This window comes from Clostridium thermobutyricum, assembly GCF_000371465.1.
GTDB lineage: Bacteria > Bacillota > Clostridia > Clostridiales > Clostridiaceae > Clostridium > Clostridium thermobutyricum.
Map to the genome: position 1 here is coordinate 1396181 of NZ_KB850956.1, position 24373 is coordinate 1420553.

26 protein-coding genes are annotated in these 24373 nt (G+C 24.5%); 11 read left to right on the top strand and 15 right to left on the bottom strand.

Features of this window, described 5'->3' with window-relative positions:
- Positions 1-437 precede the first annotated feature (437 nt).
- Complete coding sequence (locus HMPREF1092_RS06470) at positions 438-968, top strand: hypothetical protein (protein ID WP_002597839.1); 531 nt, start codon at positions 438-440, stop codon at positions 966-968.
- Positions 969-1013: 45 nt separating this feature from the next.
- Here the strand turns inward: HMPREF1092_RS06470 and HMPREF1092_RS06475 are convergent, their stop codons facing one another.
- A complete protein-coding gene (locus HMPREF1092_RS06475; RefSeq protein WP_002597840.1) occupies positions 1014-1931 on the bottom strand; it encodes an alpha/beta fold hydrolase in 918 nt (305 codons plus the stop codon).
- Positions 1932-2138: 207 nt separating this feature from the next.
- Between HMPREF1092_RS06475 and HMPREF1092_RS06480 the strand changes: the two genes are divergently transcribed.
- From HMPREF1092_RS06480 to HMPREF1092_RS06500, 5 genes are all read left to right on the top strand, one after another.
- Entirely contained in the window at positions 2139-2570 is a 432-nt protein-coding gene (locus HMPREF1092_RS06480; RefSeq protein WP_002597841.1) for a MarR family winged helix-turn-helix transcriptional regulator, read from the top strand.
- 48 nt (positions 2571-2618) lie between these two features.
- A complete protein-coding gene (locus HMPREF1092_RS06485; protein ID WP_002597842.1) occupies positions 2619-3326 on the top strand; it encodes a pirin family protein in 708 nt (235 codons plus the stop codon).
- Between the two features lie 126 nt (positions 3327-3452).
- The gene (locus HMPREF1092_RS06490; protein ID WP_002597843.1) at positions 3453-3668 is read left to right on the top strand and encodes a (2Fe-2S)-binding protein; all 216 of its coding nucleotides are present in this window, start codon (positions 3453-3455) and stop codon (positions 3666-3668) included.
- A 262-nt stretch (positions 3669-3930) separates the two neighbouring features.
- The gene (locus tag HMPREF1092_RS06495) at positions 3931-5253 is read left to right on the top strand and encodes an APC family permease (RefSeq protein WP_002597844.1); all 1323 of its coding nucleotides are present in this window, start codon (positions 3931-3933) and stop codon (positions 5251-5253) included.
- Positions 5254-5640: 387 nt separating this feature from the next.
- Positions 5641-6513, top strand: coding sequence for a DMT family transporter (locus HMPREF1092_RS06500; protein WP_002597845.1), 873 nt, complete (start codon positions 5641-5643; stop codon positions 6511-6513).
- Positions 6514-6568: 55 nt separating this feature from the next.
- Here HMPREF1092_RS06500 and HMPREF1092_RS06505 read toward each other — a convergent pair whose 3' ends face one another.
- Positions 6569-7570, bottom strand: coding sequence for a LacI family DNA-binding transcriptional regulator (locus tag HMPREF1092_RS06505; protein ID WP_002597846.1), 1002 nt, complete (start codon positions 7568-7570; stop codon positions 6569-6571).
- A 46-nt stretch (positions 7571-7616) separates the two neighbouring features.
- On the bottom strand, positions 7617-8561 hold the full coding sequence (locus HMPREF1092_RS06510; protein ID WP_002597847.1) for a ribonuclease Z: 945 nt from the start codon (positions 8559-8561) through the stop codon (positions 7617-7619).
- A gap of 188 nt (positions 8562-8749) precedes the next feature.
- Here HMPREF1092_RS06510 and HMPREF1092_RS06515 point away from each other — a divergent pair, with 188 nt between their 5' ends.
- Positions 8750-9769 (top strand): NAD-dependent epimerase/dehydratase family protein, encoded by a 1020-nt coding sequence (locus HMPREF1092_RS06515; RefSeq protein ID WP_002597848.1) that lies wholly within the window; start codon positions 8750-8752, stop codon positions 9767-9769.
- Positions 9770-9814: 45 nt separating this feature from the next.
- Here HMPREF1092_RS06515 and HMPREF1092_RS06520 read toward each other — a convergent pair whose 3' ends face one another.
- The 5 genes from HMPREF1092_RS06520 to HMPREF1092_RS06540 all read right to left on the bottom strand — a co-directional run bounded on the left by HMPREF1092_RS06520 (position 9815) and on the right by HMPREF1092_RS06540 (position 12606).
- Complete coding sequence (locus HMPREF1092_RS06520; protein ID WP_002597849.1) at positions 9815-10099, bottom strand: hypothetical protein; 285 nt, start codon at positions 10097-10099, stop codon at positions 9815-9817.
- Between the two features lie 39 nt (positions 10100-10138).
- The gene (locus tag HMPREF1092_RS06525; RefSeq protein WP_002597850.1) at positions 10139-10549 is read right to left on the bottom strand and encodes a hypothetical protein; all 411 of its coding nucleotides are present in this window, start codon (positions 10547-10549) and stop codon (positions 10139-10141) included.
- A gap of 259 nt (positions 10550-10808) precedes the next feature.
- Positions 10809-11012 carry a DUF378 domain-containing protein gene (locus tag HMPREF1092_RS06530; protein WP_002597851.1) on the bottom strand — a complete coding sequence of 68 codons (204 nt, stop codon included), beginning with the start codon at positions 11010-11012 and terminating at the stop codon, positions 10809-10811.
- Positions 11013-11066: 54 nt separating this feature from the next.
- Positions 11067-12275, bottom strand: a complete 1209-nt coding sequence (locus tag HMPREF1092_RS06535) for a BaiN/RdsA family NAD(P)/FAD-dependent oxidoreductase (protein ID WP_002597852.1) — start codon at positions 12273-12275, stop codon at positions 11067-11069.
- Positions 12276-12288: 13 nt separating this feature from the next.
- Entirely contained in the window at positions 12289-12606 is a 318-nt protein-coding gene (locus HMPREF1092_RS06540) for a winged helix-turn-helix transcriptional regulator (protein ID WP_002597853.1), read from the bottom strand.
- Positions 12607-12759: 153 nt separating this feature from the next.
- On the opposite strand from HMPREF1092_RS06540, the gene HMPREF1092_RS06545 reads away from it, so the two are divergent.
- Entirely contained in the window at positions 12760-13578 is an 819-nt protein-coding gene (locus tag HMPREF1092_RS06545) for a nitroreductase family protein (RefSeq protein ID WP_040413631.1), read from the top strand.
- Between the two features lie 43 nt (positions 13579-13621).
- Here HMPREF1092_RS06545 and HMPREF1092_RS06550 read toward each other — a convergent pair whose 3' ends face one another.
- Entirely contained in the window at positions 13622-14398 is a 777-nt protein-coding gene (locus tag HMPREF1092_RS06550; protein WP_002597855.1) for a histidinol-phosphatase, read from the bottom strand.
- A 204-nt stretch (positions 14399-14602) separates the two neighbouring features.
- Between HMPREF1092_RS06550 and HMPREF1092_RS06555 the strand changes: the two genes are divergently transcribed.
- The 3 genes from HMPREF1092_RS06555 to HMPREF1092_RS06565 all read left to right on the top strand — a co-directional run bounded on the left by HMPREF1092_RS06555 (position 14603) and on the right by HMPREF1092_RS06565 (position 18315).
- Complete coding sequence (locus tag HMPREF1092_RS06555; protein ID WP_002597856.1) at positions 14603-14926, top strand: (2Fe-2S)-binding protein; 324 nt, start codon at positions 14603-14605, stop codon at positions 14924-14926.
- Positions 14927-15086: 160 nt separating this feature from the next.
- Positions 15087-16427, top strand: a complete 1341-nt coding sequence (locus HMPREF1092_RS06560; protein WP_002597857.1) for an MATE family efflux transporter — start codon at positions 15087-15089, stop codon at positions 16425-16427.
- A gap of 109 nt (positions 16428-16536) precedes the next feature.
- Positions 16537-18315, top strand: coding sequence for a M3 family oligoendopeptidase (locus HMPREF1092_RS06565; RefSeq protein ID WP_002597858.1), 1779 nt, complete (start codon positions 16537-16539; stop codon positions 18313-18315).
- 37 nt (positions 18316-18352) lie between these two features.
- Here the strand turns inward: HMPREF1092_RS06565 and HMPREF1092_RS06570 are convergent, their stop codons facing one another.
- The 6 genes from HMPREF1092_RS06570 to HMPREF1092_RS06590 form a co-directional block, all read right to left on the bottom strand.
- Entirely contained in the window at positions 18353-18943 is a 591-nt protein-coding gene (locus tag HMPREF1092_RS06570) for a hypothetical protein (protein WP_002597859.1), read from the bottom strand.
- Between the two features lie 220 nt (positions 18944-19163).
- Positions 19164-19979 carry an alpha/beta fold hydrolase gene (locus HMPREF1092_RS06575; RefSeq protein ID WP_002597860.1) on the bottom strand — a complete coding sequence of 272 codons (816 nt, stop codon included), beginning with the start codon at positions 19977-19979 and terminating at the stop codon, positions 19164-19166.
- 203 nt (positions 19980-20182) lie between these two features.
- Positions 20183-21739 (bottom strand): ABC-F family ATP-binding cassette domain-containing protein, encoded by a 1557-nt coding sequence (locus tag HMPREF1092_RS06580; protein ID WP_002597861.1) that lies wholly within the window; start codon positions 21737-21739, stop codon positions 20183-20185.
- A gap of 139 nt (positions 21740-21878) precedes the next feature.
- Entirely contained in the window at positions 21879-22013 is a 135-nt protein-coding gene (locus HMPREF1092_RS17655; protein WP_002597862.1) for a hypothetical protein, read from the bottom strand.
- Positions 22014-22141: 128 nt separating this feature from the next.
- Positions 22142-22855, bottom strand: coding sequence for a hypothetical protein (locus tag HMPREF1092_RS06585; protein WP_002597863.1), 714 nt, complete (start codon positions 22853-22855; stop codon positions 22142-22144).
- Positions 22856-23013: 158 nt separating this feature from the next.
- On the bottom strand, positions 23014-24309 hold the full coding sequence (locus HMPREF1092_RS06590; protein ID WP_002597864.1) for a homoserine dehydrogenase: 1296 nt from the start codon (positions 24307-24309) through the stop codon (positions 23014-23016).
- Between the last annotated feature and the right edge of the window lie 64 nt (positions 24310-24373).

A 24373-nucleotide genomic window follows, 5' to 3' on the forward strand; every position in this document is an offset into this window, starting at 1 on the left:
TATTATGTATATAAAAATTTATAGATAATACTTTTAATTACTGATATTATTTCAACTTAAAATTAAAAAATAAACTACTAATTATACCGTTTATTTTATATAAGTCTAATATCAGACTTAAAATAACCAAACTATGAAAAAAATTTGAGATTTAAAATTATAACTCTTTAGAAAAATATAAATCTTTCTATAAAAGGCTGTATAAAAAATATACAGCCTTTAAAAGATTTATATATGTATTATTGAAGTAATATAACTAGTAAAAATATTCTAAAAAATTAGAACATTCTTCTATGAATTAATTATGAATTAAAATTATGAATTATTTATGTATATTAATTTTCTAAAATTTAAACTTTATATAAAGTTAGACATTTATACAATTAAATTGTAATATTATATTTGATAAATTTTATTTATAGAGGAGTGTTTATTTATTGAATATTACAATTGGTAACAAAATACCTAAAAATCTAAATGATATAATTGTAGATGGATTATCTGGAACTTTTAATGAAGAATTTATTTTTATATTAAAGCTAGAAGACTTAAATGAAAAAGATATATATTCTTTTAATAATAATTTAATTTCTTTTGACTTACTTAAATTAGATATGTTTAATGATATTATTGGAGATGTTTTTTCATTTTCTATTTGTGTATCTGAACTTATAGACAATAGTGAAATCTTCTTTGATTTTAAAAGTATAGCTAATTCTAAATTTTCTAAATCAGAATCTTTTAAAGGTAAATTTATATTATCAGACGAAAATAATATTGTTTTAGCAGTAAGAAATTTTAATTTTGATTCTAATTTTAGTATTTTAATTTATAACTCTTATTTGACTCAAAATAAAAATTCTGAAGTTTCATATATAAATTATGTTCCATTAATTTTTCAAGAGATATTTAAAAATGAACCTGAAGAAAATCTTAAACTATATTCAATAGGAAGAACTTTAATATAAAAAATAGAGATGTGATATTATAATATCCATCTCTATTTTTGATTTTTAATTTTCTTCTATTTTTTTCAAGATATAGTCATACACTTCATCTCTATTTATTTCATTTATAATCTCATGTCTACCATCTTTAAACAATTTAAAATGTATATTCTTTATGCCTAAATCTACATATTGATTATATAGTCTCTTAACACTTTCACCATAATTTCCAACTGGATCTTTATCTCCTGCTAATATTATTATTTTTAATTTTTTTCTTATTGATTTTAATTTTTCTTCTTTATATAAATTTTTTAATCCAATAAATAAATTATTATAAAAATCAATTGATGAAATAAATTTACAATGCTCATCATTAATATATTCATTAACTACAGTTTCATTTCTTGTAAGCCAATCAAATTTAGTTTTAGGATTTTTTATTCTCTTGTTAAATCCACCAAAAGAGAATCTATCTATAAATTTCCCTACTTTTTTAGGATTAAATAATTTTTTTTGAATATTAGATACAAAATATCCTAATTTTATTTCAAATCCATCCCTTTTAGCTGAACCTGATAAAAATATTCCATCTATATGATCTGAATATCGAGTTATATATTCTTGTCCTATAAAAGATCCAAAGCTATGTGCAAAAATATAAGTTGGTATATTACCATACTCACTTTTAGCAATTTTAGTTATTATAAATTCATCTTCAACTACACTATTAAATCCATCTTCTCCTAAATAACCATATTCATTATATTTTTTTCCTGTTTCTCCATGACCTCTATGATCATCTGCATAAACCACATAACCTTTACTATTTAGATATTTAGCGAAATGATCATATCTACCACTATGATCAACCATTCCATGAATTATTTGTACAATTCCTTTAGGATTTTCTACATCTTCCCAAGTTCTAAGAAATAATTCCTTTCCATTATACCCAGATATAACTCTCTCAACTGTAACCATAATAAAGCTCCCCTTCCCATCATTTATTTAACCATATTTTAAATAGTTCAATAATTGAAATTAATATTCTTTTGTTAAATATTTTATTTATAATTAAATTATTTTTTCAATATTTTAATTATATCATATTCAATACCACTTTGCATTTATATATAATTAACTTAATTTACTATTGAATTTATCACTAATTAGTTGTATTATTGTTTTATGAAAGATTTTAATAAAGAAAAAGATTTTTTTTCTTTAGGTGCGTTAATAGCATTTAGAAAAGCAAATAACATTTTATCAAAAAAGGAGGCTTTAAGTATAAATAAAAGTGGTTTAACATTAGGACAGTTTGCAGTCTTAGAAATTCTTTATAGTAAAGGCCCACTTACAATATCTGATATATTAAATGGAATTTTAACTACTTCTGGAAATATAACAGTAATAATAAAAAATTTAAAACGTGATGGTTATATAATTCAAATTCCTAATCCAAAAGATAGACGATCATCTTTAATTTCTTTGACTGAAAATGGAATTTCAAAAATTGAAGAAATATTACCAGAACACTTTTCTAATATAAAAGATAGCTTTTCTGATTTATCGCATGAAGAAAAAAAAATTTTAATACGATTATTACGTAAAATAAAATAAAAATTTTTAGATATTTATCACTAATTAGTTATAAATGGAGGTGTTATAATGTTAAATAAAATTTCAAATAAAAATATGGGGAAAAGTAATTTAGGATGGTTACAATCATCTTTCCATTTTTCTTTTGCGGAATACTTTAATTTTGATAATATGAATTTTGGATCTCTTAGAGTATTAAATGATGATATTATTCATCCTCATACAGGATTTCAACTTCATCCACATAATGATATGGAGATAATTACATATATAGTAAATGGAACTTTAACTCATAAAGATAGTATGGAAAATGAAAGAACACTTAATAGAGGTGAAGTTCAATATATGAGTGCTGGAACTGGTATATTTCATAGTGAAATGAATAATCATGATGATACTTTAAGACTTCTTCAAATTTGGATTTTGCCAGATAAAAAAAATCACACTCCTAACTATGGGGAATATAAGTTTAAATTAGAAGATAGAGAAGGAAAATGGCTTCATATGGTTTCATCTAAAAATGGAAATGCTAAAATTAAAATAAATCAAGATGTAAATATATCCGCTATTATTACTGATGAAAATTCTTCTACAAACTTTAAAGTATCAAAAGGTCGTCAAGCTTATCTAGTGCAAATAGAAGGAACTTCTACTATAAATGGAATTACATTAAATGAAAAAGATGCTTTAGAAATAGTTGAAGAAGATATATCAATACTATCTAATTCTAAATCACATTTTATAATTTTAGAAATGAAAAAAGCTATATTAGATTAATTTAATAATATTAACAGATATGTGTAACGTTAAAATAGAAATATATTCTATGAATACTTTAAATAGATTTTATAAAAACTAATAAAGAAATAAAATTTATAAATCTATAATAAAGGTGTGATTTTAATGAAATATAATCCAAGTAATTGTCAATGTAATGCTAATATTGGAAAAGATGATAATATTTTATGTAACTGTTTTGGTGTAACTGTAACTGAAGTTGAAGAAGCTATTAAAAATGGTGCAGATACAGTAATAAAAGTTGGAGAAGTTACTCAAGCTGGAACTGGATGTGAATGTTGCAGATTAGAAATTCAAAAGCTTATTGATAAATATAAATAGCAAAAAAACGGTAAGAGTGTTAAACTGTCTTACCGTTTTTTATAATTAAATTTTAATAGCTTTATAATAACAAATCATATTTCAAATATATCGATTTTTTAATGAACATAAATATAAATACTTATTACAATTTATTTGTATATTAACTTTATTAAATAGATTATATAAAATTTCGATAAAATACTTCTTTACTTTAACGTGATAAAGTGATAAAATTTCATTATCTTAAAATAAATGAAATTCTCATAGGGGGATATTACATATGAAAAATACAAAATCAAAAAAAGAAATAGGACTTATAGTTGCTATTGCACTAGTTTTTAGCAATATTATAGGAGCTGGAATATTTGTTATACCTTCTCAACTAGCACAAATAGCTGGTATAGGTTCTAGTATATTAGCATGGATATTAACTGGACTTGGAGCTATAATACTCTCATTTACATTTGCTAATTTAGGTTCTAAAATGCCTATAAACGGTGGTGTAGTAGAATATTCAAGAAAAAGTTTAGGAAATTTTACTGGATTTATGACAGCTTGGCTTTATTGGAATGGCTGTTGGATTGGAAATGCGACACTTTTAATTGTTATTTTAAAATATTTAAATGGAGCTTTTCCTTTTATGGCTAAAAATCCATTAATCGGATTTTTAGTGTGTTCTTTTATAATATGGATTTTTACATATATAAATATTAGAGGGGCAAAGTCAGCTGGAGCTGTAGGAACTATACTAGTTTTACTCAAACTTATCATTTTAATATTATTTATTATTATTTCAAGTAAAATTTTCAACATACAAAACATAAGTCCAATTTTTCCAACTGGAGGTGGACTAAGCAGTATACCTATGGCAGCTGCGATTACTTTCTGGGCATTTGAAGGAATAGAATCAGCAACTATTGCCTCTGGAGAAATAAAAAATCCTGAAAGAAATGTTAAACTTAGCACTATTATTGCACTTATAGTTGCACTCGTATTTTATTTGTCTATAACTATTTTATCTATGGGAGCAATGCCAAGACATATTTTAGCTAATAGTTTAGATCCACTTTCAGAAATAATGGGTTACGTTTTAGGAAGTAAGTGGATTGTAGTTATAAATATAGGAATAGCTTTAAGTATTTGCGGTTCATCTGTATTATGGCTTCTTTCTACAGGAAGAGCTGCTTATGCTGCTGGAAAAGAAAAATTATTTCCAGAATTTTTTGCAAAACTACACCCTAAATACCAAACTCCATATATTTCATTAATAATAGGATCAATTCTTATAAATTTGCTTTTATTATTAAACTTTTTTAAAGGACTAAATGGAGCTTATAATTTCATAGTACTACTTTCTACACTTTCATATTTACCTGTTTATGCAGTTTCAACTATTGCAGAAATAATGTTAGTAATTGACTTTAAAAATAAATCATTTAGAAAAAAAATATTATTACTTATTAGACCATCTATTGGTTTTATATTCTGTATTTTAGCAATTTATGCATCAGGCGCTACTACGGTTTTATATGGATTCATTTTAATTATGTGTGGAATACCAGTTTATGCATACATGAAGAAGAAATACAATCTTTCAAATTAAAATAAAAACCTCTAGGTTAATTTAATCTAGAGGTTTTTATTTTATTTTTTATAATTTTCACTAAAAAAATATATTCATTACACTTTTTTAATATATTTTCTTTAATTTTTATAATTTAACTCATATATCTAAGTATTATTTTAAATACTTTTCATTAAAAACTTACTATTATTTTTCTTAATTTAAATATTTTTAATTACTATTATTAAATATTTATTTATATTTTATATTTCTTTTGTTAAATTAACTGTTTTTATAAATTTATTAATTATTTTTAAAATAGACTTAAAATATTTCATAAATTCCTTTTTTGTATTTTGATTGTTTAAAATTTTTTTGGTAATATTTATTTTTGGTAACATGTAAAAGAAATAAGGAGGTATTTAAATGAATAATAAAACCAAAGGAATAATTTTAATGATGCTTTTTGCTTTATCATTATCTATTATGTCTACTTTTTTAAAATTAGCTGGACATATGCCAGTAGCTGAAAAAACTGTATATAGAAATTCAATTGCAGCTCTTTTCGCTTTCATTTACATAGTAAAAAAACATGGATTTAAGGATAAATCAATGTTTTGGGGAAATCGTAAAAATATTCTTGGATTAAGTCTTAGAACTATATTTGGAATTATAGGAATTTGTTTAAATCTTTATGCACTACAATATTTATTATTACCTAATGCAACAATAATACAAGATTTAAGTATTTTCTTTGTAGTTATTTTCTCTTATATTTTCCTTGGAGAAAAGATAAAATTATGGCAATGTGTTTTAATAGTAATAGGATTTATAGGCGCTGTTTTTGTTGTTGATCCTGATAGCACAAAGTTTTTACTTCTACCATCAATTGCAGCTATATTAGGTGCTATGATGAATGGTGGAGATAGTGCTACTATGAGATATTTAGGAGATAAATGTGATCCAGTAACACTAGTATTCTTTTATAATTTCCTATCATCTGTAATTCTTTTACCATTTATGATAATATTTTACAAACCTTTAGCTATGCATACAATTATCTATTTAATTTTAGCTGGATTAATGTACATAATTGTAGAGTTTACATTAATTTTAGCATATAAATATGCTCCAGCTAGAGATATAGCGTTATTTAGATATACTGATATAATCTTTTCTGCCATACTTGGATTTTTAGTATTTAATAAAATCCCATCTTTTATGGAAGTAATAGGTTATATAATAATCGTTATAGCAGCTATATTACTTCTTTTATATAGACCTAAAAAATATGCATAAGTAATTTTTAAAATAAGGAATAATCTATTTTTTAATTTGAAAAAAAGATTATTCCTTATTTTACTGTTTGTCTTTCTACAATATAAGGTTTTAATATAATTTCTTTTCCATTTGAAGCATTTGAATTAATTATGTCTATTAATAAATTTAATGATTCTTTTCCCATTTCATAAATTGGTTGACCTATAGTTGTTAATTCTGGTTCTATATATGAACAAATACCTATGTTATCATATCCTAATATACTTATATCTTTTGGAATTGATATGTCTTTTCTCATTAAGCTTTTTATTCCTCCAATAGCCATAATATCACTACTATAAAAAATAGCATCAACCTTATTTTCTGTTTTCAATATTTTTTCTGTTCCCATTATTCCACCTATAAGAGAAATTTCTTCTTCAAAAATTATTTCTTTTTTTAATATTCCATACTGATTTGCTACTTCACAGAAATATGTTAATCTAGGATCTACTTCTCTACCTTCTCGTTTTCCACCAATAAACCCTATAGATTTTTTATTATTTTTTATTAAATAATCAATTCCTAATTTAATGCCATATTTATTATCACAAAATACTCCATTTATAATTTTTTCTCCAATTATTTTTCTATCTAAAACTACAAAAGGCACATCATTAATTTTAAGCATATTAATTGAATTGCTTTTTTCACCAATTGGACAAATTATTACTCCATCTACTAATTTACTCATTAATAATCTTGCATTTTTTTCTTCTTTTTCTACACTATTTAAAGTATTGCATAATATCATACTATATCCTAACTTTTCTGCTTCAACTTCAATTGCTTTTGCCATTTCAGAAAAATATGGATTCTCTATATCTGGCACTATAAATCCTATTGTATTAGTTTTTTTTGTACTTAATCCTCTTGCTAATGAATTAGGAATATAATTTAATTTTTTTGCAGTATCTAAAATCTCTTTTCTAGTTTTTTCTGATACATTTATATTTTTATTATTTAAAACTAAAGAAACTGTTGTCTTTGATACATTTACAGCTTTTGCTATATCTAGAAGAGTCGCTTTTTTCATGTCATTATCGTCCTTTGCAATTTAATATATATATTAAATTATAATACTAGTTATTCTCTTCTTCAAATTTAATAGATAATTTTAATCTATCTTCTCCAATTATATAATTAGGAAATTCAATATTCTCTAAATATTCTTTTGGATCTATCATAGCTGGACTAAAATGAGTTAATAAAAGCTTTTTAACATTTCCCTTTTCGGCTAAATTACTACTTTCTCTAAAAGTCATATGTTTATTTTTTATAGCTTTTTCAATATCTTTATCATCTCCGTATGTTCCTTCACATATAAATAAATCACTTTCTTTTATAAATTCAGCCATATTTTCAACTGGCCTACTATCTGTAATAAAAGATACTTTTATTCCTCTTCTACTATCTCCGAGAACCATATTAGGATTATATATTTTTCCTTCAAATTCTACTGAATTTTCTTTTTGTAGTTTATTCCAAAGAAGTTTGGGTACATTATTTTTTATAGCTTTTTCAACATTGAACTTTCTATCTCTTTTAATATAAAAGTTATATCCTAAACAAGGTGAAGAATGGTCACATTCTATAGAATTTATTTTTAAATCCCATTCTTTATCATTAACTTCTAACCCTTTTTCTTTATTTAATTTTAAATTTATTTCTTCTTCATTTTCTAAAATATTTATTTTATAAGGTAAATATTTTGCTATTATTAAAAGATTTTCAACTACTTCTTTTATTCCTTTTGGGCCTATTATAGTTAAATCATCAACTCTCCCACTATTTCCTATTGTAGATAAAAGTCCTGGTAATCCAACTATATGATCTCCATGCGTATGGGAAATAACTATTACATCTATAGATTTAAATCCCCATGAAATCATACGTATAGATACTTGAGTTCCCTCTCCACAATCAAGTAATATTTTTCTTCCTTTATATTCAAATAATGTTGAAGATAAATTTCTAAAAGGCATTGGCATACCACCACCACATCCTAATAAACATATATTTAACATTTTTATTTCTCCTTTTTCTTTTTTATTTTAGTATATCTTATTTTTTTGTTTTTAATTAATACTTATTTACGAGTATTTTATATAAATGCATTATTATTTGTTTATATTATTTTAATTTTAATGTATAATAATTCTAAAAATAAATATCGTGTATTGTTATACACAATATGTTAAAAGGAGTAATTTTTATGAAGTTTTTATTTATTGGAGGATATGGTACAATTGGACATTCTATTGTAAACCTTATTTCTCAAGATTCAGAAAATATACTTTATATTCTTAAAAGACATATAACTGAAGATTTACCTAAAAAAGATAACATTATCTATATACAAGGGAATGGAAAAGATGAAGAATTTTTAAGCAATATAGCTGATAAGTATAACTTTGATGTAGTATTTAATTTTATTATTTTTGATCCAAAAGAAGCAAAAATAAATATTAAAGCCTTTAAAAATAAAATTAAACAATTTATCTTTATTTCAACTGCATGTGTATTTGATAGAGATTCTTCTGTTCTTATAAATGAAAAAACTAAAAAAGGAAATAAATATGGAAATTATGGCCGTCTTAAATTAGAATGTGAAAATGAATTTTTAAAAGCTTTAAAAGAATTTAATTTTCCAATAACAATAGTTAGACCAAGTCAAACATATAGTGGAAATAGAATTTCTCTTAGTATTAAAGGCTCTTCTTGCTGGTCTGTAATTCAAAGAATTATAGATGGAAAAGAAGTTATAGTTCATGGAGATGGTAAATCTACATGGGTATCAACTCACTCCGATGACCTAGCTAAAGGAGTTTATCCTCTTATAAATAATCCTTTAGCAATTGGAGAAGATTTTAATATTACTAGTGATGAAATTTTATCTTGGGATCAAATTTACAATACTATAGGAGAACTTCTAAATAAAGAAGTTAATATAATTCATATTCCAACTGACATTTTAAAAGAAAGTAAAAAATATGATTTTGTAACTTCAATTTTAGGTGATAAACAGTATTCTGTAATATTTGATAACTCTAAAATTAAATCTTTAAATAAAGATTTCCATTGCGATATTACGTTAAAAGAAGGTCTAAAGAAATATTTAGAATTTATGGATAAACATCCTGAGCTTAAAATTATAGATTCTGATTTTCAAAATTGGTGTGATTATTTAATAAAAAATTATAAGAAAAATATAATTCAGATTGGAAGCTTCTAAATAAAAAACCGGACAAAATACTTGTCCGGTTTTTTATTTAGAAACTTATCTTAACATATTTAATATAATTGCGACAAAAATAACAATAACAAAAATTATAAAAAAGATTTTAGCAATTATTGTTGAAACTCTATCACCTTCTGCATTTTTTCTTTTAAGCTCTGAAATTCCATTATTAATTAGAAGTTTATTGAACTCAGGTAAATCTGAATTTTCCATTTTTTCAGTACTATACATATAATAACCATTAGAAATATTATTTTCTTTTATCCTTAAAATCTGGTAGTATATATTAATTATTTTTCCTTCAATCATTATATTATCAAACATAGATACTCCTTCTATGTTTTTTAAATCTATATTTTTTATCTATACTAATCTAAAAAAATTATCTAAACAATATAATTTAAGTTTTGATTCTGTTAAAAAAACTCTATAGTAAGATGTTCCCCCCATATCCCAATAATCTGGAGCTGCACTTCTTATTGTTCTATAAAACAGTCCTTTATAAAAAAATTTACTTGAAAAGTTATTGTCTATATAATCAGTTACAACTTTTCTAAGTATTTTATGCTGTCTTACTCCATAGGCTATAGATGAATCTATTAGTTCCCCTAAATTATCTAATTCTAATATTTTTTCTTCAATACACCCAATATCTAATTTTGTATACTTTTTGTAGTAAAAATGTATAGACTCATTAAGATCTCGTATCTGTTTAGGGGACATTCCTTTTTTTATAAGCTCTGCTTTTTGAAAATCTGTAAAATATTTTTTCATATATAGCACCTTCTCATTTGTTATTAATATGTTATTATTTATAATTTTACCAATTAAAAGCTTTTATACAAATAACCAATATATTACTTTTTTGTTAATTTTAATATATGTGTTTTATTTTTTAATTTTTATATATTGAATCTGTTCTAAATATAAAAACATATTATATATTTAAAAAAAATTTTTAATTAAAAAAGGACTTTTTCATGTGAAAAAGTCCTTTTAGTTAGCTTAAAATAAAGTTTTTATTTTGTATAAATTAATGATGAACTCTTCTTCTATCTCTAGCAAAGAATGATATAGCGTATAGCCCACCTAATCCTACTAAAATATATATTATTGCACTTAATACTCCTATTCCGAATATAGCTTCTACAACATTAAATCCAAAGAATCCTATAATTCCCCAATTTATTGCTCCTATTACTATTAATATTAAAGCAATTCCATCTAAAAATCTCATAATAAATTACCTCCTGTTATTAAGATAATTTTATTTTGCCCTGTATTAAGATAATTATTCCTCTAATCTCCCTGCTAAATTTCCAGTAGAAAATGCTATTTGAAGATTATATCCTCCAGTTTCTGCATCTACATCAATTACTTCTCCACAAAGATATAATCCTTTAACTATTTTAGATTGCAAAGTAGATGAATTTATATCTTTAACAGATACTCCTCCACTTGTTACCATAGCTGCTTTTATTGTTAATGTTTCTCTTGCAGTAATAGTCATTTCCTTTATCATAGAGATTAATTTATTTTCATCTTTTTTCTTAAGTTCTGCTGATTTTACTTCTTCTAAATCACATAAGCTTATTATCTGCTTTAAAAAGTTTTGAGGTAGAAGTCCTTTCATATTATTTATAACAGTTTTTTGAGGATTCGATCTTATTATGTTTCGTATCTCCTCTCTGCTTTTGTCACTTAAAAAATCTAAAGTTAAAGTTATATCATCATTTTCAAGAGCTTTATTTATATATGAAGATAATTTTAATACTCCAGGTCCTGATATACCAAAATGAGTAAATATCATATCTCCCATTTGTTCAAATTTTTTCTTTTTAACCTTTGCTCTCATTACAACTTCTTTCATTGAAATTCCTTGTAGTTTTGACATAAAATCCTCTTTTATTACTAATGGGATAAGTGCTGCATACTGAGGTCGTATTTTATGTCCATACTTTTCTAATATATCATACATACTACCATCTGAACCTGTTTGAGGATGACTTTTTCCTCCAGTTGCAATTATTACTTTATCTCCATTAATTACTTCTATATTATTTATAACTACTCCCTTTATTTTACCTTCTTCTACAATTAAATCTGAAACTTTAGAATTATATAAAATTTTTACTCCTTTATTTTTTAAATCATCTAAAAGAGTTTTTATAACATCATCTGCTTTATCACTTCCTGTATAAACCTTTTGATCATATTCAACTTTATATTCTAAATTTTTACTTGAAAAATAATCTAAAAGATCTCTATTTGTAAATCTATAAAAAGCTGAATATAAAAATTTTTTATTTGTAACTACTTTTTGTAACATCTCATCAATATCTCTATTATTTGTTATGTTACATCTTCCTCCTCCAGTAAGTTTAAGTTTTTTACCAATTTCATTATTTCTCTCTATTAAAATAACTTCATTTTTTTCTGAAGCTTTTAATGCTGCCATTATTCCTGCTGGTCCTCCACCTACAACAATCACTTTTTCCATATATAAATCTCCTCTATTTCAATTTTTTTCCTAACTCCTCTAAAACATTAAAAACTTGACATAATCCTAGAGCTTCCCTTGTTAAAGAATATTCAACATGTGGTGGAATTTCATCAAATTGTTCTCTTAATACTAATTTATTTTCTATTAATTCTTTTAATATTCTAGTAAGCATTATACTTGATATTCCATCTATATTTTTTTGCAATTTATTAAAACGTATTTTATCTTCTTTATATATTTCTAGAATAACTCTCAATCTCCATTTTCCACTTAAAAGCTTTAATGACTTTTCTATTGCATCTTCATCTCTTAGTTTCTTTTTCTTCATATAAAGGTCTCCTTACTAAACTTTTTGTAAGTAAGTAAACTTTGTTTGCCTACTTGTCATAATTTTAATGTAATAATATAATCTCAATAAAGATATACATTAAAAATTATACGGTATAAATTTAAAATTTAAAAGAAAGAAGTTGATTTTTAAATGATGTTAGTTGATAACGAAAAATGTATAGGATGTACTCTTTGTACTCAAGATTGTATAGTTAGTGATATTGAAATGAGAGATGGTAAAGCATTTATAAAAAATGAATCTTGTATAAGTTGTGGACACTGTATAGCTATATGTCCTAAAAACGCTGTATCTACAAATCACTATGATATGAATGAAGTTAAAGAATTTGATAAAGATACTTTTTCAATTACACCTGAAAATTTAATGAATTTTATAAAATTCAGAAGAAGCACTAGATTATTTAAAAATAAAGAAGTTGAAAATGAAAAATTAGAGAAAATTTTAGAAGCTGGAAGATTTACTCAAACAGGAAGCAATATGCAAGATGTATCTTATGTTGTTATTAAAGATAAATTACAAGAGCTTAGAAAATTAGTTCTTGAAACTTTAAATGACTTAGGTAATAAATTACTTACTGGTTCATCAACTGCAGATTATATAAAAAATTATGCAAAAATGTGGATCAAAATGTATAATGACTTTTTAGAAAATCCTGATGGAGAAGACAAGCTTTTCTTTAAAGCTTCTGCTTTAATAATAGTTAAATCTCCTTCATATGTTAATGGTTCTTTAGCTTCATCTAACATGGAACTTATGGTTAACGCTCTTGGCCTTGGAACATATTTTAGTGGATTCTTAGCAAGGGCTGCTGTTGCAAATCCTAAAATAAATGAATTTTTAGGATTAAAAGAAGGTGAAAATCTTGTTACTTGTATGGTTATAGGATATCCAAGAGTTACTTATAAAAGAACAGTTCCAAGAAAAGAAATATCTGTTGAGTGGATTTAAATTAAAAAATATCCTAAAGTATATTTATACTTTAGGATATTTTTTAAAATTCTAGTCTATCTATTATTTCTAAACCTAGCTCTTTAGCAAAATCTAATCCTTCTTTATAATCTTTTAAATCTTTTGGATTATGTGCATCTACTCCTATTATTCTTTTAACTTTATATTCTTTTGATAGTTTCCAAAATTCTTTATGAGGGTATGGATATCTTTCTCCATCTTTACATTTTACTTTTGCTTTCTTCATTCCATTTATATTTATTTCTAATGGCATATTTAATCTTTCTGCGGCTTCTAGAATTCTTCTTGAAGCTTTTATTGAATATTCATCCCATTCTTTATATATCATGAAGAAAAGATCTGGATGAGCTAAATATTTAAAAAGACCAGTTTCCATTGATTTTATTACATGATTTATGTATTCTTCTAACATAGAATGATCTAATTCCCATCCTACATAAACCCAATTCCCTTTATGTTTAAAAAAGTGAGCTCCTAAAATTAAATAATCAACTTTGTATTCTTCTTTTAATTCTTTATAAATCCATTTTAGCTCTTCAAAATATTCACATTCTAATCCTTTTTTTATTTTAATTTTATCTTCCATAATCTTTTTAACAGAGTCTATTTCACTAAAATAACTACTAAGTTCATCATAAAACATTCTCGATTTATCATCAATTCCTAATCCTGGATGCGGCATATGATCTGATATTCCTATTTCTTCATATCCTTCTTCTATGGCCATTTTTACATAATCTAAAACATTTCCAGTAGCGTGCTTACATCTTAAATTATGAGTATGGTAATTAGTTTTCATTAATATCACTCCAATTAAATTTTAATTTCATCATTATAATACCACATATTTTTTAATTTATTTTAAACTCTATTAAATCATTTTTTATTATATAGCTATTTAATTATAAAAATATTATAATAGATTCTATATTTATGATTTTTTTATAAATAACATTAAAGAAAATAGACTATTAAAACATTATTATTAAGGAGTGTGTTCATTATGAGTAATGGAGAAAGAATTATTTGCAAATGCAAAAATGTTAGTTATATAGATATTAGAAAGGCTATGATAAATGGAGCTAGAACTGTTGATGAGATTAAAGAAGCTACTGGTGCTGGAACTGGATGCGGTGGATGTATTCCTGAAATCGAAAAAATATTAGCTAGTGTTTGTGGATGTAAAAACGTTTCTATGGAATCTGTAGTTAATGCAGTAAAATCTGGTGCTGATACTGTAGAAAAAGTTGGAGAAATCACAGGTGCTGGTACTGGCTGTGGTAGATGTAAGGCATTAATTCAAAATGTAATTGATAAAAGAGGTTAATTTTTTTAAAGCCAAAGTAAAATTTTACTTTGGCTTTTATTTATTTATGAACTTCTTATTCATAAACAATAAATATAATTAACTATTTATACCTAGATTTTTTTATTATATGATGCTAACATTTTAAGAATGAAATATTTTAAATAAAAGGAGGATTTTTATGGATAGAGATTATATTTTAGGAAAAGAAAAGATTCAGAAATCTGTTCTAAAGATAAGTTCTCCTTCTGCTATTTCTACAGTATCTACTGTAATTTATAACATAATAGATACAATTTTTATAGGAAGATATGTTTTTTCTATTGGTATTGCTGCTGTATCTTTATACTTACCAATTCAAATGATGATTTCTTCAATTGCTATGCTTTTTGCATCTGGAGTTGGTTCATTTATATCTAGACAATTAGGTAAAAAAAATATAGATAAAGCAGAAAAAGCTGTTGGAACATTAGTGGCATTTATATTAACTATATCTATAATTCTTTGTATTATTGGTTTAATTTTTACAAAAGATATTGTAGAGTTATTTGGCGCTAGAGGAAATGCTATTTATTATTCCTCACGATATGCAGAAATGATGTTTATAGGAATCTTATTTAATCCTCTTTGTTTAGCATCTAATAATGTTATGAGAGGTGAAGGTTCTACAAAATATTCTATGATTGGTACAGTTATAAGTATTATATCTAATATTTTTTTAGATTTTATTTTTATAGTAATATTTAAATGGGGAGTCTTAGGAGCTGGATTAGCAACTACTATTGCTAAACTTATAAATTTACTTTATGTAATTTATTGCTTTAAATTTAAGACTCTACTTAAAGTAAAATTAAAATATATTAAATATGATTTTAAGCTTATTAAAGAATGCTTACCTATTGGATTTTCAACTTTCCTGAATCAATTTGCAGGGAGTATATCAATAATGCTATTAAATAACGATTTATATCACTTTGGTGGAAATTATGTTATAGCTGTATACGGGATAGTTTTCAAATTAACCTCCATCATACAAAAATCTGTAGCAGGCTTTAACAGAGGTAATCAACCTTTAATAGGTTATAATTTTGGAGCAAATAATATAAAAAGAGTAAAAGAAGCTGTAAAATGGGGATTTATATTTTCAACTGGAGTTGCATTAATTGGAACTATTTTAATAATGATTTTTTCTAAACCATTATCAGAAATGTTTACTACTAAACTGGCTTTAATTAATTATAGTAGTAAAATTTTAATAATAGCTTTATTAGCCTCTCCATTCTTAGGAATATATTTTCTTTCAATTTCCTTCTATAGAGCTATTGGAAGAGCTAAAGAATCCATAATTCTTTCTTTATTTAGAAGAGTAATTTTCTTTATTCCATTATTATATATACTACCTTATGGATTTAATTTAGGATTAGAAGGTATATGGATTGTTTTACCTTTATCTAATTTTATTTCAGCTTTATTTGCTGGAACTTTGCTTTTAAGAACTTTAAAAACTTTAAAAGTTAATTAATAAAAAATATACAAGTTTATACTTGTATATTTTTTATTTATTTTTATATAACACTTTTAATAATTATTAATGATATAATTTTATATATAATTATATAGGAGGTAATATTATGAATGGAAATTGGAATTTAAATAACTTATATTCTAGCTTTGAATCACCTGAATTTAAGGCTGATATGGATTTATTTAATAAAAAAATTAATAATTATAAATCTTTTGTATCTTCAATAACTAATGATAGATTTGATTTAAAAGAAAAACTAAAAAAATATATAAATGAAACAAACAATTTTAAAGCTTTATCAAATAAACTTATAATGTATTCAAATTTAGTAATGAGCGTAAATACTAAAGATTCAGTGGCTATTAAAACTCTTGATATACTTGAACAAAAATTAGCTTCTATTGCAGATTCAAAAGCTAAACTATATAAATGGATAGGTTCAATAGATAATTTATCAGAAATAATAAATTCATCTGATTTATTAAAAGAGCATACATTTCATCTTAATGAAATAAAAGAATATAGTAAACATATATTAAGTGATAGAGAAGAATTAATAATTGCTCAAATGAAAGGTTCTGGATCTTCTTCTTGGACTAAATTAAAAGATTTAGAAACTTCATCTTTACTTGTTGATATTGAGATAAATGGTGAAAAAAAATCTTTACCATTAAGTGTTGTTAGAAATATGGCTTTTGATAAAGATGAAAAAATTAGAAAGGCTGCTTATGAAGCTGAATTAAAGTCTTATAAAAAAATCGAAAATTCTGTCTCTTCTGCTTTAAATGGAATTAAAGGTGAAGTTATAACTATTTCTAAATTACGTGGATATTCTAGTCCTTTAGAAGAAACTGTTATTAATTCTAGATTAGATATGAAATCTTTAAATGCAATGCTTTCTGCTATGAAAGAAAGTCTTCCTGTATTTAGAAAATATTATAAAAGAAAAGCTGAATTATTAGGAAATAAAAATGGTCTTCCTTTTTATAATCTTTTCGCACCAATAATAGATTCTGAACAAAAATTTACTTTTGATGAAGCTAAAGATTTTATAATTAAAAATTTCACTACTTTTTCAGAAAAACTAGGACTTTTTGCTAAAAATGCAATTGAAAATGAATGGATAGATGTTTATCCTAAAGAAGGAAAAGTTGGTGGTGCATTTTGCGAAAATCTTCATATGATAGGCGAAAGTCGTATAATGCTGAATTTCGGAGAAACTTTAAGTGATGTAATAACTTTAGCTCATGAATTAGGTCATGGATATCATGGAGAATGTCTTTTAAAAGAAAGTGAAATAAACTCAGAATATCCTATGCCTATTGCTGAAACTGCTTCAACCTTCTGCGAAACAATAGTAAAAAAAGCTGCCGTAAAAGGTGCAAGTAAAAATGATGCCCTTGCTATTTTAGAAACAGAAATTTCAGATTGCGGTCAAATAATTGTAGATATTTTAAGCAGATTTCTTTTTGAAAAAGAAGTTTTTGATAGAAGAAAAGAAGCCTCTTTAAATTCAGAAGAATTAAAAGAAATTATGATTAATGCTCAAAAAGAAACTTATGGAGATGGTCTTGATTTTAATTATCTTCATCCTTATATGTGGGCTTGTAAACCACACTACTATTATGCAGAAGCAAATTTTTATAATTTTCCTTATGCTTTTGGACTTTTATTTTCAAAAGGACTTTATGCTGAATACTTAAAGAGAGGTTCTGAATTTGTTGAAGATTATGATAAACTTTTAAGTGTAACTGGTAAATCAAATTTAGCAGATATAACTAAACTTATGAATATTGATATTCAATCAATTGATTTTTGGAGAAACTCTTTAAAAATAATTGAAGATGATATAAATAATTTCTTAGAATTAAGTAAAAATTTATAATAAAAAAACTTGCTAAAATTTTTAGCAAGTTTTTTTATTAAGATATATAATCTTTTGCAAAATTATATTCATAAGTTTTTTCTGCAAGAACTGAATTATATGAATCTAAATTTATTTTATATTTATTTCCTATATTAGGCTCCCCTTCACAAAAACTAAATGCTATATTCTTTGATAAATCTTCTAGATTTTGAATATTGAAATTTTGTATATTAGGAATAGCTGTTTTATTAAGATTTTCTAACTTATTAATATTATTAATTTGTTTATTAATAAGATTACTTAATTCTTCTGAATTTTTATTTTTTAAACTTATAAGATTCTCTTTTATATTTTCTAACATAGTATAATCTTTATTTAAAATACTAACAGCAGTATCTTTAGCTATTAAATCTCTTAATGTGTATTCTATTGTATTTCCCATATCTCCAGAAATAGCTTGTATCTCTATAGTATTTCTTAAAAATGAATTCATATACTCTGGTCCATTAGTTAAATTTTGTACAGTTTTCGATGATGTTGCATTTTCTTCTTTTATATTACTTTTTACAAAATAACTTCTTGGAATTACTATTAATATTCCAACTATAATTACTATTAATATTCCTAATAAACTCTTAATCTTCATTCGTATATCTCCTTAAAGGATTTTTTCTTTTTCTTCTATAATAGCATATTATAACTATTCTAAAATTACACATAAATTAAATAAATACAAAAAAATTATGAACTCTTATCTTTTAGAATTTATAAAATCTATTCTTTCTTTTATCCTTTTTAAAGATAAGTTCTCTCTTATATCATTAATCTATTTTTCATTTAAACTTTTTTCCACACTCTTTTTAACTTTATTCTTCAATAAAATCCATTATTTCTTTATTAAACTTATCCTTTTCATCATAAAAAAGTCCATGTCCACTATTACAAAACTTTATTAATTTAGAATTCTTTATAAGCTTTCTTTGTTGTTCTGCTAAAGGAAATAAACATACTCTATCATGAATACCATGAGTAATTAATGTAGGTACATTTATTTTTTCCATATCCTTAAATAATTGTTCTTCATCAAGCCAAGTATTAGCAATTTCAGCTGTAGCCCAACTTGCAGCTTGTAAACCTAATAATAAGAACCATTCCATAAACCATTTACTATGCTTTTTATAAAAGAATGTGTCACCAAAATTCTTTAGCATTTTAGGCCTATCACTATATGTTCCTTCTATTATTTGATAAACATCTTCACGCTTTATTCCATAAGGAAAATATGGACGCCTTATAAGACTTGGAGCTGCTGCCGCACAAAGAATAAGTTTATCTACTCCATAACCTTTATGCCTATTCATATATCTTATGGCTATTGCACCTCCTGTAGAATGTCCTAATAATATAAAATCCTTTAATTTTAGTTCATCTACCACTGCCTTTATATCATCACTTAATGTATCATAATCATATCCATTTACAGGTCTATCAGATTTACCAAATCCTCTTTGATCTATTCCAATACATCTATATCCTTTTTTTATTAAATCATTATATTGATATTCAAATAACTCATGACTTCCTGGCCATCCATGTAAAAAAACAATTGTTTTATGCCCATTTTCATTAATATCTTCTAAATATACCTGAACATCCTCTTCAACTTTAACGTAAAATCCCATAAATTCACTCCATTAATAACATATTTATTAATAAAATACTCTTATAACGGAATAATTGTTCATATAAAAAATATATAATTCAAATATGTTTATTATACACTTAATTGGTACACTCTTATTATAGTAAATTTATATTACTTCCTTTATTTTTATATTATATAGCAAAAAAGAGTTAGATTTTCAACTAACCCTTTCTATTAAAATTATATAATTTTAGTTGTCCATTCATCACAATTCCAAATATCTGTAACAACATCTCTATAAAACTCTGGTTCATGTGAAACAAGTAATATTGTTCCTTTATATTCTTTTAATGCTCTCTTTAATTCATCTTTAGCATCTTGATCTAAGTGGTTTGTAGGCTCATCTAGAATTAATATATTTGTTTCTACATTTAGAATTTTACATAATCTAACTTTTGCTGCTTCTCCTCCTGATAAAACTCTTATTTTTGATTCTAGTTGCTTTGTAGTAAGCCCACATTTTGCAAGTGCTGATCTTATTTCATATTGAGTTTTACTTGGGAACTCATTCCATACTTCTTCTATACAAGTGTTATTGTTATCTTCTCTATCTTCTTGTTCAAAATATCCTATTTGTTGATAATCTCCAAGTCTAACATTTCCACTTAAAGGTTTTACTTTTCCAAGTAAGCTTTTTAAAAGTGTTGATTTTCCAAGTCCATTTGCACCTACTAAAGCTATTTTTTGACCTCTTTCCATATAAAGATTTAATGGTTTTGTAAGAGGCTTATCATATCCTATTACTAGATCTTCTGTCTCAAATATTATTTTTCCTGCTGTTCTTCCTTGTTTAAAATTGAATTCTGGTTTTGGTTTTTCTTCTGAAAGTTCTATTCTTTCCATTTTATCAAGTTTCTTTTGTCTTGATTTTGCCATACCAGTTGTTGCAACATTTGCTTTATTTCTTGCAACGAAATCTTCAAGCCTTGCAATTTCTTTTTGTTGCTTTTCATAAGCTTGGATAAGTCTCTTTTTATTTTCATCATATATTCTTTTAAACTCATAGTAGTCTCCTACATAACGAGTTAATTTTCTCTCTTCAACATGATAAATTAAATTTACTACATCATTTAAAAATGGTATATCATGTGATATAAGTATAAATGCATTCTCAAAGTTTTGTAGATATCTTTTAAGCCATATTATATGTTCTTCATCTAAATAGTTTGTAGGCTCATCTAAAAGTAATATATCTGGATTTTCTAAAAGTAATTTTCCAAGAAGTATTTTAGTTCTTTGTCCTCCTGATAAGTCATCTACATCTCTATCAAGACCTAAATCTAAAAGTCCAAGCCCTTTAGCTACTTCTTCTACTTTTGCATCTATAAGATAAAAACCATTGTTATCAAGCATATCTTGTATAACAGCTGTTCTTTCTAACATTTTATTTAGTTCTTCTTCTGTACAATCTCCCATTTTTCCATAAAGATCATTCATTTCTATTTCTAAATCAAAAAGATATTTAAAAGCATCTCTTAATGCATCTCTTATACTTGTTCCCTTTTGAAGTACTGCATGTTGATCCATATATCCAACTCTAACATTGTTTGACCAAATTACTTTTCCTTCATCTGGCATAAGCTTTCCTGTAATTATATTCATAAAGGTAGATTTACCTTCTCCATTTGCTCCAATAAGTCCAACATGTTCCCCTTTTAAAAGTCTAAAGGAAACATCTTCAAATATAGCTCTATCACCAAATCCATGATTTACATTTTTAACTGTAACTACGCTCATTTTTTCCTCCTAGTATAAACATTTCTACAAATTAGTTTAAATTATCCCAATCTCTTTGTAAAGAAATTTAGTATTAATTATCTTTCAAATATAAAACTTAAAAGATGATTTAAACATAAAAATTTAAATCATCTTTTTATTAATCCATTGTATTCATTTTATGTCCACATGTTTTGCATTTATAATATTTTTTGCCATATTGATTATTATCATAAGCATATTCATATTCTTCTAAAATATCTCCACATATAGGACAAATTTTCTTATCTTCCAAAGCTTTTCTCCCTAATGTTTTTTTATTATTATAAACTTTTAAACTTATTTTTTCAAATTCTAATTTTTATCTTTAAATATATTTACTATTTTAAATATTACATAGCATATTTATTATATCTATATATTTTATATTTGAACTGGATTTTTATTTGCCATCTGTAATTCTAATGCTACTTCTTTATTTTCCATATAAATATTTTTAGTAAAATGATTTAATTCATCTGCATAATATTTTAATTTATTTATATTTAAAACATTTATCTTTCCATTATCTATATCATACTGTATATAATTATTTGAATAATCATTATATGTTTCTTTAAAACTTTTTATTATTCTAATTAACTCTTTGCATTTTTCCTTATCATAAGGACTTCCATATTTCAAAATTATATCAAAAGGCTTTAAGGTATTTTTTATTTCCTCATTTGAACCTACTTGAAAAACATAACCTAAACTTTCTCCAGTATTAGTTATATATTTGTCTAAATTTACAAGATCATTTATATAATCACTTTTACTAACTTTTCCATCTTCATAATCATATGTTTCTTTTATCATTTCATTAAAATAATCACTATAACAAATTCCAAGGGAAGCTAAAAGATTTTCTCCATAGTCATTTTCCGTTATCATATAAGTTAAGTTATTAGATTGCAATTGTGTAAAAAGATTTAAATTATTTGGTGCTATTTGATTATTAAAAAAACTTTTTAATGTATTTATCTGTCCTGTTGTATATTTCCACGGTTCTTCTTTAGGTATCGTAGAAATATATGCCCCTATGCATACAACTATTATTAATCCCCCTACTATTATTTTTAGTAGATTTTTTTTCAAAGTATGCCACCTCTTTATTTCTCAAAATTATTATCAATTTTTCTGAATAATATTATACCTTATTAAAAATTTTTTTGATGTAAATTTTAAACAAAGTTTCTCAATAAAATAAAAATAAAAAAGCTTGCCATTAACAAAAAAGCAAGCTTTTTGAATTTTTATTTAAAATCCTCAATTCTTATTATATTATCTATCTTTTTAACCGAAATAAGTTCATAAATTTCATCAATCGCCTCAATAATTTGACATTCTTTTGTATAATGAGTTATAAGTACAAGCGTAACAACCCCATCTTTTTCTTGTCCTCTTTGAATAACTGATCTTAAACTTACACCACTTTCTCCAAAAAGAGTAGTTATTCTTCCTAATACTCCTGGTTCATCATAAACTCTTATCCTTATATAATATTTACTTTCCACGCCTCTCATATCTCTAAACTTTTTATCCCAAAGATTATTCTTAACTACTGGATTTATATTATCTAAATCTATATTATTTTTTAATATGGTTATCATATCACTTACAACAGCACTTCCTGTTGGTAAATCTCCTGCTCCTCTACCATAGAACATTAAATCTCCAACTGCGTTACCTTTTATAAGTACAGCATTAAAAGAATCATATACATTTGCAAGAGGATGTTTTTTAGGTATCATTGTTGGATGAACTCTCATTTCAAGTTTTCCATTTTTATCTTTTACTATAGCAAGAAGTTTTATTACCATTCCAAACGCTCTTGCATATTTCATATCTATTGATTTTATATTTGTTATTCCTTCTCTATATACATTTTCTATATCTATTTTTGTTCCAAAAGCTAAAGAAGACAATATTGATAATTTATATTGTGCATCATATCCTTCAATATCTGATGTTGGATCTACTTCTGCATATCCCATTTCTTGTGCTTCTTTTAATGCATCATCAAAATCTAAACCTTCAAGCTCCATTTTTGTTAAAATATAATTTGTTGTTCCATTTATTATTCCGTACATCTCTTCTACTTTATTTGCTGTAAGACTTTCATTAATTCCTTGAATTATCGGAATTCCGCCTGCAACTGAAGCTTCATATTGAAACATTGTTCCCATTTCATCAGCTTTTTTAAATAATTCATCACCTTGAGTGGCAATAAGCATTTTATTAGCAGTAACTATATGTTTTTTTCTTTCTATACATTTTACTAAATATTCTTTAGCTGGATCAATTCCACCCATAACCTCTATTACTATTTTAATTGAACTATCTTCTAGAATTTCGTTAAAATCTATAGTTAGTAAATCTTTATCAATTTCAAATCCTCTTTCTTTATTCTTATTTCTAACAAGTATTTTAGAAACTTCAACTTCATAACCAGAACGCTTCATTATTTCATCTCTATTTGAATTTAATATCTTCCAAACTCCACGACCTACATTTCCAAGTCCTAAAAGTGCAATTTTAACTTTTTTCATAAATTCTCTCCCCCTTAATATTTTACCCCTAAAATTTATAGTCTCATTATAAACCCTTATTTTT

What these genes read in the sequence shown, in the direction of transcription:
- HMPREF1092_RS06580 (WP_002597861.1), bottom strand. Translation starts at nt 21,739, where the DNA reads ATGAGCGTAGTTACAGTTAAAAATGTAAATCATGGATTTGGTGATAGA.
- HMPREF1092_RS06530 (WP_002597851.1), bottom strand. Translation starts at nt 11,012, where the DNA reads ATGAGATTTTTAGATGGAATTGCTTTAATATTAATAGTAATAGGAGCA.
- HMPREF1092_RS06590 (WP_002597864.1), bottom strand. Translation starts at nt 24,309, where the DNA reads ATGAAAAAAGTTAAAATTGCACTTTTAGGACTTGGAAATGTAGGTCGT.
- HMPREF1092_RS06550 (WP_002597855.1), bottom strand. Translation starts at nt 14,398, where the DNA reads ATGAAAACTAATTACCATACTCATAATTTAAGATGTAAGCACGCTACT.
- HMPREF1092_RS06505 (WP_002597846.1), bottom strand. Translation starts at nt 7,570, where the DNA reads ATGAAAAAAGCGACTCTTCTAGATATAGCAAAAGCTGTAAATGTATCA.
- HMPREF1092_RS06525 (WP_002597850.1), bottom strand. Translation starts at nt 10,549, where the DNA reads ATGAAAAAATATTTTACAGATTTTCAAAAAGCAGAGCTTATAAAAAAA.
- HMPREF1092_RS06535 (WP_002597852.1), bottom strand. Translation starts at nt 12,275, where the DNA reads ATGGAAAAAGTGATTGTTGTAGGTGGAGGACCAGCAGGAATAATGGCA.
- HMPREF1092_RS06510 (WP_002597847.1), bottom strand. Translation starts at nt 8,561, where the DNA reads ATGTTAAATATATGTTTATTAGGATGTGGTGGTGGTATGCCAATGCCT.
- HMPREF1092_RS06565 (WP_002597858.1), top strand. Translation starts at nt 16,537, where the DNA reads ATGAATGGAAATTGGAATTTAAATAACTTATATTCTAGCTTTGAATCA.
- HMPREF1092_RS06520 (WP_002597849.1), bottom strand. Translation starts at nt 10,099, where the DNA reads ATGTTTGATAATATAATGATTGAAGGAAAAATAATTAATATATACTAC.
- HMPREF1092_RS06480 (WP_002597841.1), top strand. Translation starts at nt 2,139, where the DNA reads ATGAAAGATTTTAATAAAGAAAAAGATTTTTTTTCTTTAGGTGCGTTA.
- HMPREF1092_RS06485 (WP_002597842.1), top strand. Translation starts at nt 2,619, where the DNA reads ATGTTAAATAAAATTTCAAATAAAAATATGGGGAAAAGTAATTTAGGA.
- HMPREF1092_RS06540 (WP_002597853.1), bottom strand. Translation starts at nt 12,606, where the DNA reads ATGAAGAAAAAGAAACTAAGAGATGAAGATGCAATAGAAAAGTCATTA.
- HMPREF1092_RS06570 (WP_002597859.1), bottom strand. Translation starts at nt 18,943, where the DNA reads ATGAAGATTAAGAGTTTATTAGGAATATTAATAGTAATTATAGTTGGA.
- HMPREF1092_RS06560 (WP_002597857.1), top strand. Translation starts at nt 15,087, where the DNA reads ATGGATAGAGATTATATTTTAGGAAAAGAAAAGATTCAGAAATCTGTT.
- HMPREF1092_RS06475 (WP_002597840.1), bottom strand. Translation starts at nt 1,931, where the DNA reads ATGGTTACAGTTGAGAGAGTTATATCTGGGTATAATGGAAAGGAATTA.
- HMPREF1092_RS06555 (WP_002597856.1), top strand. Translation starts at nt 14,603, where the DNA reads ATGAGTAATGGAGAAAGAATTATTTGCAAATGCAAAAATGTTAGTTAT.
- HMPREF1092_RS06575 (WP_002597860.1), bottom strand. Translation starts at nt 19,979, where the DNA reads ATGGGATTTTACGTTAAAGTTGAAGAGGATGTTCAGGTATATTTAGAA.
- HMPREF1092_RS06545 (WP_040413631.1), top strand. Translation starts at nt 12,760, where the DNA reads ATGATGTTAGTTGATAACGAAAAATGTATAGGATGTACTCTTTGTACT.
- HMPREF1092_RS06495 (WP_002597844.1), top strand. Translation starts at nt 3,931, where the DNA reads ATGAAAAATACAAAATCAAAAAAAGAAATAGGACTTATAGTTGCTATT.
- HMPREF1092_RS06490 (WP_002597843.1), top strand. Translation starts at nt 3,453, where the DNA reads ATGAAATATAATCCAAGTAATTGTCAATGTAATGCTAATATTGGAAAA.
- HMPREF1092_RS06500 (WP_002597845.1), top strand. Translation starts at nt 5,641, where the DNA reads ATGAATAATAAAACCAAAGGAATAATTTTAATGATGCTTTTTGCTTTA.
- HMPREF1092_RS06515 (WP_002597848.1), top strand. Translation starts at nt 8,750, where the DNA reads ATGAAGTTTTTATTTATTGGAGGATATGGTACAATTGGACATTCTATT.